This window comes from Pontibacterium sp. (assembly GCF_041587635.1).
GTDB lineage: Bacteria > Pseudomonadota > Gammaproteobacteria > Pseudomonadales > Balneatricaceae > Pontibacterium.
This window is the reverse complement of sequence record NZ_JBFGYC010000058.1, coordinates 1-12,241: the sequence shown is the minus strand read 5'-3', so window position 1 is coordinate 12,241 and position 12,241 is coordinate 1. Positions and strand designations below refer to the sequence as shown.

Here is a 12,241-nt window from a genome sequence, read left to right as displayed (position 1 = left end):
TTGGTCTGCAGGTACTGACCAGAGATGTTGATGTTGTTTTCGGAGAAGATGGTGTTGATAGCAGTCAGTACACCTGGCACGTTGTTGTGGATGTGCAGCAGACGGTGAACATTCGGATGCTCTGGCAGTGCAACTTCCGGGAAGTTTACGGAAGTAATAGAGGTACCGTTGTCACTGTACTTAGCCAGCTTCTCAGCCACTTCGTAACCGATGTTTTCCTGGGCTTCCATGGTGGAGCCGCCCACGTGTGGGGTCAGGATCACATTGTCGAATTCACGCAGAGGAGAGATAAACTCATCCTTATTGGTGCGAGGCTCAACCGGGAATACGTCAACCGCTGCACCCAGCAGGCGACCTTCTGCCAGTACACCACACAGAGCGTCGATGTCGACGACGGTGCCGCGGGCTGCGTTCAGGAAGACAGAACCTTCCTTCATCTGAGAGAACTCAGTTTTGCCCATCAGATCTTTAGTCGCGCCAGTCTCAGGAACGTGCAGGGAGATGACATCACACATGCCCAGCAGCTCTTTCATGGACGCGATCTGAGTAGCGTTACCCAGCGGCAACTTCGTCACTACGTCGTAGAAATAGACTTCCATACCCAGAGATTCAGCGAGCACGCTCAGCTGGGAACCGATGCTGCCGTAACCTACGATACCCAGCTTTTTGCCACGGATTTCGTAAGAGTTCACTGCAGATTTCTGCCACTCACCACGGTGTGCTTTAGCGTTCTTCTCTGCTACGCCACGCAGCAGGATGATCGCTTCCGCCAATACCAGCTCCGCTACGGAACGGGTGTTGGAGTAAGGTGCGTTAAAGACAGCGACACCACGCTGAGTTGCTGCAGTCAGATTCACCTGGTTGGTGCCGATGCAGAAACAGCCAACGGCAACCAGCTTTTCAGCGGCGTCGAAGACTTTATCAGTCAGCTGACTGCGTGAACGGATACCGATAAAGTGAACGTCTTTCACCTTTTCGATCAGTTCTGCTTCAGGCAGTGCGCCTTTTACGTATTCAATGTTGCTGTAGCCGTGTGCGTTGAGGGTATCAACCGCAGATTGGTGCACGCCTTCCAGCAGCAGAATTTTAATCTTGCTCTTTTCAAGAGAAGTAGTTGGGCTCATCTTCTGCTAACTCTCGTATGGGGCGGAATATTCCGCCGGGGTCAATCGGCCTAAAATCAAGGGCGATATATTAGCACAGGGCCACATGAAAAGGACGCGGCTTGACGGGAGTTTGCTGGAAAAATATTCAAGATGAAGTGAGGTAGGGTACAGAAGATCACGCAGGATCAAGGGAGAACAGACAGGGGTTTAGACCCCTGTCGACGGCAAAACGCGCCGTTTAAGCGAGGCTTAGCTTAACTGTAGAAGCACAGGTACGCAGTGGCCTGTTCTACTTTCAGCTGGAAGCTCTGATTCGCTGCAACCTTGAATTCGGTGCCGCTTGGGTACGCTGTGAACTCGCCTTCGCCTGGCAGCTTCACAATCAGTTCACCGGAAACGACTTTCATCAGCTCGTCTTCGCTGGTGCCAAATTCGTATTCACCCGGTGCCATAACGCCTGCAGTGACACGACCTTCGTTGTTTTCGAAGCCAATGGATTTTACGTTACCGTCGAAATATTCGTTTACGTTCATGTTTTATGTCCTCTAAATAGCTGCGCAGCATCATAGAGGGTCCGTTGCAGGCTGTCAGCTGTGTTCCAGCAGAAAGTCGACAAAGGCTTGATTTGCCCGCGAGAGATAACCATTGCGACGCCAAGCGATAGAGAGGTCCAGCCATACTGGTTCTTCAAAGGGTAGTCCGATCAGGTCGGGATCTTCCTCTATCACCATGCCCAATAACGTGCTGATACCGAAGCCTTGAGTGACGATCGCTTTGATCAGGGGGATCAGGTTAGTTTCAAAGCTAATATTGGGCGTGCACTCGGTTTTGGCCGCCAAACGGTCAACAACCTTGCGGTGGAAATAGCCCTCTTTAAACATCACCAGCTCTTCACGGAAGAAGTCGTCGTAACTGACAGCGGTTTGTTGAGCCAGAGGGTGATCTTTCGCCACGGTGACGAGCATTTGTTCACGCAGAAAGGTGCGTGCATGTAGCTCCTGCGGCAGAACGTCGGCCACGATGATCGCCAGATCAAGCTCGCCTCGCTCCAGCATCTGTTGAAGCTGCCAGGTACCGCCCTCAATCACTGACAGATCCAGCTCAGGATAACGGTGGCGAAAGGCCATCAGGATGGGGGGGAAATAATAGGACCCCAACATACTGGGGATGCCGACCCGCACCTCGCCTTTCGTGAGGCCTTTGAGTTCTTCCATCTCCAGTCGGGCATCATCAATGGCTTGTAGGATGCGACGGCTGTGCAGGAGTAACTTTTTGCCTTCGTCGGTGAGGCTAATCTGACGTTCATGGCGGTGAAACAGTGTGAGATCCAGCTCGGCTTCCAGTTTTTTAATGGCCATGCTGATGGCGGGTTGTGCCACATGCAGTTGTTCAGCCGCTTTGGTAAAACTGTTAGCGTCGGCGATAGCCTGAAAGTAACGTAGGGGTTTAATATCCATAATGATCAATAAATCTTATGTAAGTGATCAATAGTATATATTTTAATGATTCATTAGGCGTTGCTAATCTTCCGGACTGAATCTGGGAGGTTTTATGACAGCGACGACACATTCATCTGATATTGAAACTGGCAGTCCGCTGTTCTGGCGCGCGACGCTGGCATTGTGTCTGGGCTCCTATACGATTTTTGCCAACCTCTATCTGACCCAGCCGTTGTTACCGATGCTGGCGCAGGACTTTAACGTCAGTGCACTGGAAGCAGGCTGGAGTTTTACGGTCTCGACACTCACCCTGGGGTTGTCGCTGCTGGTGTATGGGCCCTTATCGGATGCGATTGGGCGCAAGTGGCTGATGATTTTGAGTATTGGCGGTACCAGCCTGATTACGTTGTTACTCTCGCAGACGCAAGATTACGGTACGTTGCTCTGGTTGCGTGGTGCTCAAGGCTTCTTGATGGGGGGACTTCCGGCTATCGCCATTGCATATATGGGAGACGAGTTCAGTAAAAAAGCACTGATGGTGGCGGTGGGGATCTACATCAGTGGTAACACTCTGGGGGGGATCAGTGGCCGCCTGATCGGTGGTTTTGTGGGAGACTGGCTGGGTTGGTCAGATGCCTTTCTGGCGATGACGCTGGTCAGTGTGGTGTGTTTGACTGCCTTTGCGCTGTTACTGCCGAACTCCCGCCAGTTTAAAGCCAAGCCGCTGCACCCGGTTGCCATGGGACGGGATCTGTTAGGCCACTTGCGTAATCCTCTGTTGCTGACCGCGTACCTGATTGGTGGCTTTAACTTCTTTATCTTTATCAATCAGTACAGTTACATCACCTTTGTATTGGCCGATACGCCCTATAATCTACCCGCTTCGTTGTTGGGCATGTTATTCCTTACTTACCTGACTGGTACGATTGGTTCGGCATTCTCGGGCAAGATTGCTCAGTATGCGCCACAGCCGCTCGTTATCGCGCTGGGCATCGGTGTGCTGATTCTGGGCTCACTGGTGACTTTGTCGTCCGGTTTGTGGGCGATTATTGCGGGCTTTTTGCTGAATAGCTTTGGGTTCTTTCTGGCGCATTCATCCGCCAGTAGCTGGGTCAGTCGGGCAGCGCCCCATGCCCGTGCCAGTGCCAACTCTCTTTATCTGGTGTTCTACTATCTGGGAGCAAGCTGCGGTGGCTTTTATCTTGATCCGTTCTGGCAGTGGGCCGGTTGGCACGGCATCGTGGTTGGATCTTTACTGGTGCTGAGTTGTACCTTGCTATCTGCTCTATGGTTGTATCAGCAGGATAAACGACCGTTACAGTTTTCCTGATTCAGTGTTTTATAAAGTGGTAGCGCCCGCGACTGGCTTTCAGCGCGGGCTTTTGTCGTTAACCGGAGTTTGCAACTTTTACCGGAGGCAACAGCAAGCTAAGATGGCGCAGCTGAAAAGAGAGGGGAGGCACTATGCAATACACGCACCGAATGAAGGATAACACTGAGATCGATCTGCCACTGGGTAAAGTGGTTTGTGTGGGGCGCAACTACGCTGATCATGCTGCCGAGCTGAACAACCCGATTCCGACTGAGCCGATGTTGTTTATCAAGCCAGCGAGCAGTGTTGTGGCGATGGAAGAGCCGTTTGCGGTGCCGCAGGGCTTAGGTTCTGTGCATTTCGAAACGGAGATGGCGATCCTGATCGGTGAGCGTTTACAGCATGCTGATCTGAGCGCGGCGAAAGCAGCGATTGCCGGTGTGGGTTTAGGCTTGGATCTGACACTGCGTGACCTACAGGATGAACTGAAGCAGAAGGGTCATCCCTGGGAGAAAGCGAAAGCCTTTGATGGGGCTTGTCCGCTGTCTGTATTTGTACAACCCGATCAGGTGTCTGACCTTCAGGATCAGCAGATCCGGTTGATCGTGAACGGCGAGCAGAGACAGAACGGTAACAGCAGCCAGATGCTCAATCAGGTGTTGCCACTGATCAGTTATATCAGCGCTTTCTTTACGCTGGAGCCGGGGGATGTGGTGTTGACGGGTACGCCAGCGGGTGTGGGCCCAGTATTACCGGGTGACGAGTTGCAGGTGGAGCTGACCGATCTGCTGAGCGTGAAAACGGCCGCTCGATAAGTTTCAGCGTAGTATCGCGGTACGAAATATCAGAGCGGGCTTCAAAACCCTCTGAACCCAAGGATCTTAGTGAGGAACAGAAACCGATGTTGTGGATAAAAACCTTTCACATTCTGGCAATGACCAGCTGGATGGCGGGTATCTTCTATCTGCCACGTATCTTTGTGCACTACGTGGAAGGACGTGAAGCAGGACAGGACGTTGCACGGCTGGAGATCATGGCGAAGAAGCTGTACGGCTTTATGACCATCATGGCGGTGTTTACGCTGGGTCTCGGCCTTTGGCTGTGGCTGGGGTTTGGCTTTGGCGGCGGTTGGCTGCATGCCAAGCTGACTTTTGTGGTGTTGCTGATTGGCTATCATCACTGGTGCAAAGCGTATCTGAAAAAGATGCAGGCAGGTGCACTCGATCGCAGCGGGCGTTATTTCCGTCTGTTTAACGAACTGCCACTACTGATCTTTATCCCTATCCTGATCTTTGTCGTGGTGAAGCCGTTCTGATCGGCTGAATATGACATTGTCTATCAAACCCGGCTGGCAGCGACTTGCATCGATGCTGGCGGGGATGTCTCCAGCCGACTCCGATGCGATGATCGTGCAGATTCGTCATGATGACCCGGCTCTCGCCGATTGGCTGATAGAGCAGCGCTTTTCCTTCACTGATCTGATTGTTCTGGCTCCGGTTCAGCTGGCGCGGCTCCTGGCTGAGGTTTCGGATAGCGATCTGATACTGGCTCTGCGTGGATTAGACACGCAACAGCAGCAGGCGTTGCTTATAGGGATATCAAAGGGGCGGGCGGCCAACATCCAGGCTGAGCTGTCTGTTATGGCACCGGTGCCGAGGCGAAATGTTGAAGCGGCACAGCAGCGTATTGTTGATCGGTCGAAGAGATTGGAAGTAGAAGGCCGGCTCACCTTAACGGATGAGCCGATGCTGGGTTAAGCGACGGATGACTCAGTTACTATGCAGCGTGTGTTGCAGTTGCTGGATACGTGCTTCAATACGTTCGACTGAATCGCGCGTCTGATCAACGTTCTTCAGAAAGTTATCCACTTCCGGACGGCTCGGCAACATACGGGCTTCTTCCGTCAGGTATTCTTCGAGGTTGTGGATAAAACTGCTGCCCGTGCGTTTGTAACTGCTGGCTTTCCAGTTCAGGAAGTTCGTCAGCTGGTGGGCGGGCAGGTCACCGATGATATCTCCCAGTGCGCCTTCCCAGTCGATCTGAGTATCGGCCAGAATCTCCTGAAAACGGTTGGCTAAGCCACTGTCGCCTGTCACGGTAATCCCTTTACCAAACATCGCCTCGGCAGAGTCTTTGCTGGTCAGCAATTTGCTGAAATCAGTGGGGCCGCCGCTCAGGATGACATCCGCATCGTCTTCAATATGGGATTGAAGTTGCAGGCCGGTGCAGTTGGGTAGGATATAGAGTGTGATCGCCGGCAGCGTAAGCTGGATAGCGATCACTTTACCGCTGAGTTTACCCAGCCGCTCAAGCGTGACTTCGTCCCGCTGCAGCAGGGTGTTGACCGCTTCTTCTGCGACGGTAAAAGCAGTGGCGTTGAGCAGCTCAATCATCGTTGTGATCCTGAGTAATCTTTAAGGTTTGATGCCTGTGTGCAGGGCAACAATACCACCGGTCATATTCTGGTATTTACAGGAGGTCAGGCCCGCGGTTTCCATCATCCCTTTCAGGGTATCCTGATCCGGGTGCATGCGAATGGATTCTGCCAGATATTTGTAGCTTTCTGCGTCTCCAGCAATCATCTGACCCATCTGAGGCAGAATGTTGAAGGAGTAGAAATCATACAGCTTGGTCAGCACCGGATTGTCAGTTTTGGAGAACTCCAATACCATCAGTTTACCGCCGGGCTTCAGAACACGGGCCATGGAGGCCAATGCCTGATCTTTGTAAGTGACGTTACGCAGACCAAACGCGATGGTAATGACATCGAAGGTGTTGTCCGGGAACGGCAGGCTTTGTGCGTTGGCCTGTACAAACTCAACATTGCCGGTAATGCCACGGTCATAGAGACGGTCACGGCCGACTTTCAGCATGGAATCGTTAATATCCGCCAATACGACTTTGCCCGTGGGGCCGACCAGACGTGAAAAACGCATGGTCAGGTCGCCGGTACCGCCCGCAATATCCAGTACCGTACCACCGGCCCGTACGCCGCTTTGTTCGATGGTCAAACGTTTCCAGATGCGGTGAACACCACCGGACATCAGGTCATTCATCACATCGTATTTAGCCGCCACACTGTGGAACACATCAGCGACTTTTTTCTGCTTCTCATTCACATCGACGGTATCGTAGCCAAAGTGAGTGGTCTGGTCTTTGTTTTGGTCGGTCATGATTCTGGATATCGCTTAACGATTAAATTGCACGCATTGTACCGGCACGGTTCGAATTTGTCCCTAACCGGTATCAAGTCCGCTGTTAGGTTCCTCAGCCGCGGGCGATCATGCCGTCATTACGGCTGGCTCCGGCGTCTTGCAGTTTTTGCAGATAGGTTTGCCAGTGCTGGTCGTGATTCTGGCAAAGATCCAACAAGTATTCCCAGGTGAACAGGCCGCTATCGTGTCCGTCGTCAAAGATGATCTTGAGAGCATAATTCCCAGCGGGCTGGACGCCTTTGATGCCGACCAGTTGTTTGCCGGTTTGCAGTACGCCATTGCCAATGCCGTGGCCACGAACTTCAGCGGAAGGCGAATGTACCCGCAGGTACTCGGCGGTCAGCTCGTAGTTGATGTCGCCATAGACCAGTTCAAGAGTGCGGGACTTTTTATGTAGCCGGATATCGGTCGGAAGCGTGTGGCTCATTGTGGGTGCCTCAAAACAGGTGTCTTCAAAAACGCTGTGTTAACTGCGTGTCGAAGACGTCAAAAAATAAAAAGGGCGTATCTCAGATCGCCGTTGAACAGCATGTGTTCAGTGGCTTCTTAAGTATACGCCCTTAGTGTGTAACGGATGATCCGCTTTACAGGATGTAGTGGCTCAGATCTTCGTCCTGGCTCAGCTCATCTAAGTATTTATTCACAAACGGTTTATCCACAGTGATGGATTGACCGGCCAGATCTGACGCGTTAAATGACAGTTCTTCTAGCAATCGCTCCATCATCGTGTGCAGACGGCGCGCTCCGATGTTTTCGGTTTGCTCGTTGACCTGGAACGCCAGCTCCGCGATGCGATGGATACCTTCTTCAGTAAACGTCAGATCGACGCCTTCCGTTTTCAGCAATGCCTGATACTGTTCGGTCAGCGAGGCATTGGGTTCGGTCAGGATACGGCGGAAATCTTCCGGTGTCAGAGCGCTCAGCTCGACACGAATCGGCAGCCGACCCTGAAGCTCTGGGATCAGATCAGATGGACGTGCCAGATGGAACGCGCCGGAAGCGATAAACAGAATATGGTCCGTTTTGACCATGCCGTACTTAGTGCTAACCGTGCAACCTTCAATCAGAGGCAGCAGATCGCGCTGCACGCCTTCTCGGGAGACATCGCCACCGGTGTTCTCGGTACGTTTGCAGACCTTATCGATCTCGTCGAGGAAGACGATACCGTTCTGTTCCACAACATCAACGGCCTGCTGCTTGAGTTCGTCCTCTTTGACCATACCCGCCGCTTCTTCATCCGTCAGCATCTTGAAGGCTTCTTTCACCTTCAAACGACGGCTCTGCTTGCGCTGGTTGCCCATGCCGGAGAACATGTTCTGCAGCTGACTGGTCATCTCTTCCATACCCGGAGGCGCCATGATCTCAACGCCCACCTGAGGCTGAGCGACTTCGATATCGATCTCTTTGTCGTCCAGCTGGCCTTCACGCAGTTTCTTACGGAAAATCTGGCGTGTGGCGCTGTCAGTACGGGATGTTTCAGCCGGCTCGTTGCTGAAGCTGGTATCACGTGCGGGAGGCAGCAATGCATCCAGAATGCGCTCTTCAGCGGCTTCTTCTGCGCGGAAGCGAACCTTTTCCATCTCGGTTTCACGCAGCATCTTGATCGCCATGTCCACCAGATCACGGATGATGGTTTCAACGTCGCGTCCCACGTAACCAACTTCGGTGAATTTGGTGGCTTCGATTTTGATAAAGGGTGCGTTGGCCAGTTTCGCCAGACGACGGGCAATCTCAGTTTTACCGACACCGGTCGGGCCGATCATCAGAATATTCTTGGGTGTTACTTCTACACGCAGCTCTTCGTTCAGCTGCATACGGCGCCAGCGGTTACGTAAGGCGTTCGCCACGGAGCGTTTAGCTTCATCCTGGCCGACAATGTGGCGATCCAGTTCGTGTACGATTTCGCGAGGGGTCATATTAGACATTAAAAACTCCCGTTGGAATCAGGCTACTGAATCCAGCTCTTCGATGGTCAGGTTGTCGTTGGTAAACACACAGATGCCTGCGGCGATCTGTAGGCTTTTTTCTACAATGTCATTGGCAGCCAGTTCGGTGTTGTCAGTCAGTGCACGGGCCGCCGCCAGTGCAAAGTTACCGCCAGAACCGATGGCAATCACGCCATCTTCCGGTTCGATCACATCGCCGCTGCCGGAGATCAGATACGTTTTTTCTTCGTTGGCTACCAGCATCAGCGCTTCCAGGCGGCGCAGCACTCGGTCGCTACGCCATTCGCGCGCCAGATGGATAACCGCATTGACGATGTTGCCCTGATGTTTGTCCAGCTGCTGTTCGAACAGATCACGCAGGGTGATGGCATCCGCAGTTGAACCTGCAAAACCGGTAATCACGTCATGTTTTGGCAGACGATTTACTTTCTTCGCGCTGCCTTTCATCACGGTGTTGCCCAGGGATACCTGACCATCACCGCCTACAACAACTTTGTCACCGCGGCGTACTGAAACAATGGTAGTCATGAAGCACTGAACCTTTTATGGATAGATGTAGTTTATCGAATGACTTAGATATGGATGCGTACGGGGCTTTTTCAAGGGCTGCCCTGCAAGGTTCGACCAAAGCAGGGCATTTTAAAGCGAATGAGATCAGTTGGCTTTGATCTTAAGCGGGAAGATGTTCTGTTTTGCCAGCTTGTTGGTGGCGTTTTTCAGCTCTGTACGGTTCTTAAAGGGGCCTGTACGTACACGGTACCAAGTCCCGGCATTGCCGCTGGCTGTTTTTTCGCTGCGTACATTTGGCAGTCCCAGCAATATCAACTGGGCGCGCATCCGATCGGCATCAGCCGGATTACGGAAGGATCCCGCTTGCAGCAGGTACTGGGTGACGTTGACCGCGTTGCGAGGTGTGGACTTATAAACCGTAGGGTCGGAAGTCGTTACCTCGCTTTTGGGTAGCATCTGATAAAACTCGAAGCGTTTTTCATCTTTAGGAGCTGTGTCCGGTTTGGGCGGTTTTGCCGCAACCGTTTTAGGCTTTTCGGGTTTCTTTGCTTCGGTTTTAGGTTTAGGAGCGGGTTTGCTAACAGTGGTCACCGTGCCCGTGTTCCCGGGTTTTACCTGTATCAGACTGTACAGAAGATAGCCCAGCGCGCCAGACATCAACACCGTGACCAGCAGCAACTTTAGCGGGAAGGGCTTTTTGCTCTTCGCCGCCGGTTGCTGCTTGCGCGGTGCTGCGGGTTTTTTGCCGCTGCTGCGGGTGGCGGTTTTGCCATTCCGCTTTTTAGAGGCAAAGTCTTTGCGCGCTGCCATGCTTACATGTGCTCCGGTGCGCTTACGCCGAGCAGCTGCAGGCCGTTAGAGATCACCTGACGCGAGGCTTCACTCAGCGTGAGGCGAGCATTACGCAGTTCTGCATCCTCGATCAACATCTTCTGCGCGTTGTAGTACGTATGGAAATCGCTTGCCAGCTCTTTCAGGTAATTTGCCAGCATGTGAGGCTCGTGAGAAAGACCGGCGTTTTTCAGGACATCCGGGTACTTGGACAGCTTGGTGATCAGGTCTTTTTCGTGTTCGGTTTCCAGACGTGACAATGCTGCGAGGCCAGCAGCCTTATCCCAGGACCAGCCCGCTTCACTCAGCTTGCGCATGACAGAACATACACGGGCATGGGCGTACTGAATGTAGTAAACCGGGTTGTCCTTGGACTCAGATTTAGCCAGCTCCAGATCGAAGTCCATATGCTGTTCCGCTTTGCGGGTCACATAGAAGAAACGGCAGGCATCGCTGCCAACCTCGTCACGCAGTTCGCGCAGGGTCACAAAAGAGCCGGAGCGTGTGGACATCTGTACGCGTTCTTCGCCACGATACAGGATCGCAAACTGAACCAGACGGACCACCAGACGCTCTGGATCATAGCCCAGTGCCTGGATGGCGGCTTTTACACGGGTGATGTAACCGTGGTGATCCGCGCCCCAGATGTTGATCACTTTATCGTAGCCACGTTCAAACTTATTCATGTGGTACGCGATATCGGAGGCAAAGTATGTCGTCTGACCGTTAGCACGTTTCACGACGCGGTCTTTGTCATCACCGAATTCGGTGGAGCGGAACCAGAAGTTACCGTCAGTCTCATCTTTATAGATAAACCCTTTTTCGGTCAGGGTTTCCAGTGCGCGATCGACATCACCGGTACTGGTCAGGGAACGTTCGGAGAACCAAGTCTGGTAGTTCACACCGAACTCACCGAGGTCATCACGAATATCAGTCAGGATTGAATCCAGACCAGCGTCAAAAACAATACGGTAATCGTCTTCACCCAGCAGAGCGTTTGCACGCTCGATCAGGGCATCGATATGGATCTCTTTGTCGCCACCAAACGGCTCATCATCGGGGATATCTGCAAAGACATCCGCAACCGGACGGCTCAGACGATCGCCTTCCTTCGCTTGCAATTCAGCAGCGATATCATGGACGTAAGCGCCTTTGTAGCCGTTACAAGGGAATATCAGTTCCTGACCGCATTTTTCCAGATAACGTAGCCATACACTGGTAGCCAGAATGTTCATCTGACGACCGGCGTCGTTGACGTAATATTCACGATCAACGTTCACACCTGCGGCTTCCAGCAAATCAGATACGGTTGCTCCGTAGGCAGCCCCGCGACCATGACCTACGTGCAGTGGGCCGGTTGGGTTTGCAGAGACAAACTCGACCTGAACTTTTTCATCGCTCTTTTTCTCGACCAGACCAAAGCTTTGGCCCTGCGTCAGGATCTGTTCCACAACCGCAGCAGTGGATTCCTGATTCATAAAGAAGTTGATGAAACCGGGACCTGCGATTTCAGTGCGATCCAGTTGTGGCGATGCCGGCAGTGCATCAGTGATCATCTGAGCCAGCTCGCGTGGATTGCGCTTCGCCGCTTTCGCCAGTGTCAGGGACACGTTGGAGGCGAAGTCGCCGTGGCTCTTGTCACGGGTGTTTTCTACCATGATGCGCGGTTGCACATCTGCAGGCAGGACCCCGTTTTCCAGCAGTGAGTTCAGGGCAGACTGGATCAACTCTGCAATATGTTCTTTCATCAGCGTACAGATACCGGTTAACTGTTCAGGAAGGCAAAATGTCTCTATGCAGCAGGCGGTGGATTATGCGACCACACTGCTGGACAGAGACACCTCAGGAAACCGGATATTATCCCTGTATCGCAAGGAATTGT

At 52.7% G+C, this 12,241-nt stretch carries 14 protein-coding genes; 4 read left to right on the top strand and 10 right to left on the bottom strand.

Annotation, left to right across the window (positions count from 1 at the left end; translation table 11 throughout):
* From serA to ABYW01_RS05200, 3 genes are all read right to left on the bottom strand, one after another.
* Positions 1 to 1,124: phosphoglycerate dehydrogenase (gene serA / locus ABYW01_RS05210; RefSeq protein ID WP_372831445.1), on the bottom strand; the 1,124-nt coding region annotated here is incomplete at its 3' end.
* Between the two features lie 236 nt (positions 1,125 to 1,360).
* A complete protein-coding gene (locus ABYW01_RS05205) occupies positions 1,361 to 1,639 on the bottom strand; it encodes a pyrimidine/purine nucleoside phosphorylase (RefSeq protein ID WP_372831444.1) in 279 nt (92 codons plus the stop codon).
* Between the two features lie 54 nt (positions 1,640 to 1,693).
* Complete coding sequence (locus ABYW01_RS05200; protein WP_372831443.1) at positions 1,694 to 2,563, bottom strand: LysR family transcriptional regulator; 870 nt, start codon at positions 2,561 to 2,563, stop codon at positions 1,694 to 1,696.
* Between the two features lie 94 nt (positions 2,564 to 2,657).
* Between ABYW01_RS05200 and ABYW01_RS05195 the strand changes: the two genes are divergently transcribed.
* The 4 genes from ABYW01_RS05195 to ABYW01_RS05180 all read left to right on the top strand — a co-directional run bounded on the left by ABYW01_RS05195 (position 2,658) and on the right by ABYW01_RS05180 (position 5,614).
* On the top strand, positions 2,658 to 3,875 hold the full coding sequence (locus tag ABYW01_RS05195) for an MFS transporter (RefSeq protein WP_372831442.1): 1,218 nt from the start codon (positions 2,658 to 2,660) through the stop codon (positions 3,873 to 3,875).
* A gap of 134 nt (positions 3,876 to 4,009) precedes the next feature.
* Positions 4,010 to 4,672, top strand: a complete 663-nt coding sequence (locus ABYW01_RS05190; protein WP_372831441.1) for a fumarylacetoacetate hydrolase family protein — start codon at positions 4,010 to 4,012, stop codon at positions 4,670 to 4,672.
* 86 nt (positions 4,673 to 4,758) lie between these two features.
* Entirely contained in the window at positions 4,759 to 5,172 is a 414-nt protein-coding gene (locus tag ABYW01_RS05185) for a CopD family protein (RefSeq protein ID WP_193951392.1), read from the top strand.
* A 10-nt stretch (positions 5,173 to 5,182) separates the two neighbouring features.
* The gene (locus ABYW01_RS05180; protein ID WP_372831440.1) at positions 5,183 to 5,614 is read left to right on the top strand and encodes a FliG C-terminal domain-containing protein; all 432 of its coding nucleotides are present in this window, start codon (positions 5,183 to 5,185) and stop codon (positions 5,612 to 5,614) included.
* 12 nt (positions 5,615 to 5,626) lie between these two features.
* On the opposite strand, the gene ABYW01_RS05175 is transcribed toward ABYW01_RS05180, so the two are convergent.
* From ABYW01_RS05175 to argS, 7 genes are all read right to left on the bottom strand, one after another.
* On the bottom strand, positions 5,627 to 6,250 hold the full coding sequence (locus ABYW01_RS05175; protein WP_372831439.1) for an SCP2 domain-containing protein: 624 nt from the start codon (positions 6,248 to 6,250) through the stop codon (positions 5,627 to 5,629).
* 21 nt (positions 6,251 to 6,271) lie between these two features.
* The gene (ubiE, locus tag ABYW01_RS05170; RefSeq protein WP_193951395.1) at positions 6,272 to 7,030 is read right to left on the bottom strand and encodes a bifunctional demethylmenaquinone methyltransferase/2-methoxy-6-polyprenyl-1,4-benzoquinol methylase UbiE; all 759 of its coding nucleotides are present in this window, start codon (positions 7,028 to 7,030) and stop codon (positions 6,272 to 6,274) included.
* Positions 7,031 to 7,124: 94 nt separating this feature from the next.
* Positions 7,125 to 7,499 (bottom strand): gamma-butyrobetaine hydroxylase-like domain-containing protein, encoded by a 375-nt coding sequence (locus tag ABYW01_RS05165; RefSeq protein ID WP_372831438.1) that lies wholly within the window; start codon positions 7,497 to 7,499, stop codon positions 7,125 to 7,127.
* A 157-nt stretch (positions 7,500 to 7,656) separates the two neighbouring features.
* Positions 7,657 to 8,997 carry an ATP-dependent protease ATPase subunit HslU gene (hslU, locus tag ABYW01_RS05160; protein WP_372831437.1) on the bottom strand — a complete coding sequence of 447 codons (1,341 nt, stop codon included), beginning with the start codon at positions 8,995 to 8,997 and terminating at the stop codon, positions 7,657 to 7,659.
* A gap of 18 nt (positions 8,998 to 9,015) precedes the next feature.
* Positions 9,016 to 9,546, bottom strand: coding sequence for an ATP-dependent protease subunit HslV (gene hslV, locus ABYW01_RS05155; protein WP_372831436.1), 531 nt, complete (start codon positions 9,544 to 9,546; stop codon positions 9,016 to 9,018).
* A 126-nt stretch (positions 9,547 to 9,672) separates the two neighbouring features.
* On the bottom strand, positions 9,673 to 10,338 hold the full coding sequence (locus ABYW01_RS05150; RefSeq protein WP_372831435.1) for an SPOR domain-containing protein: 666 nt from the start codon (positions 10,336 to 10,338) through the stop codon (positions 9,673 to 9,675).
* A 2-nt stretch (positions 10,339 to 10,340) separates the two neighbouring features.
* Positions 10,341 to 12,107, bottom strand: a complete 1,767-nt coding sequence (gene argS / locus ABYW01_RS05145) for an arginine--tRNA ligase (protein WP_372831434.1) — start codon at positions 12,105 to 12,107, stop codon at positions 10,341 to 10,343.
* Positions 12,108 to 12,241: the final 134 nt, after the last annotated feature.

Coding starts and splice junctions, on each gene's coding strand:
- ABYW01_RS05195 (WP_372831442.1), top strand. CDS start 2,658: ATGACAGCGACGACACATTCATCTGATATTGAAACTGGCAGTCCGCTG.
- ABYW01_RS05185 (WP_193951392.1), top strand. CDS start 4,759: ATGTTGTGGATAAAAACCTTTCACATTCTGGCAATGACCAGCTGGATG.
- hslU (WP_372831437.1), bottom strand. CDS start 8,997: ATGTCTAATATGACCCCTCGCGAAATCGTACACGAACTGGATCGCCAC.
- ABYW01_RS05205 (WP_372831444.1), bottom strand. CDS start 1,639: ATGAACGTAAACGAATATTTCGACGGTAACGTAAAATCCATTGGCTTC.
- ABYW01_RS05180 (WP_372831440.1), top strand. CDS start 5,183: ATGACATTGTCTATCAAACCCGGCTGGCAGCGACTTGCATCGATGCTG.
- ubiE (WP_193951395.1), bottom strand. CDS start 7,030: ATGACCGACCAAAACAAAGACCAGACCACTCACTTTGGCTACGATACC.
- ABYW01_RS05190 (WP_372831441.1), top strand. CDS start 4,010: ATGCAATACACGCACCGAATGAAGGATAACACTGAGATCGATCTGCCA.
- argS (WP_372831434.1), bottom strand. CDS start 12,107: ATGAAAGAACATATTGCAGAGTTGATCCAGTCTGCCCTGAACTCACTG.
- ABYW01_RS05175 (WP_372831439.1), bottom strand. CDS start 6,250: ATGATTGAGCTGCTCAACGCCACTGCTTTTACCGTCGCAGAAGAAGCG.
- ABYW01_RS05165 (WP_372831438.1), bottom strand. CDS start 7,499: ATGAGCCACACGCTTCCGACCGATATCCGGCTACATAAAAAGTCCCGC.
- ABYW01_RS05200 (WP_372831443.1), bottom strand. CDS start 2,563: ATGGATATTAAACCCCTACGTTACTTTCAGGCTATCGCCGACGCTAAC.
- ABYW01_RS05150 (WP_372831435.1), bottom strand. CDS start 10,338: ATGGCAGCGCGCAAAGACTTTGCCTCTAAAAAGCGGAATGGCAAAACC.
- hslV (WP_372831436.1), bottom strand. CDS start 9,546: ATGACTACCATTGTTTCAGTACGCCGCGGTGACAAAGTTGTTGTAGGC.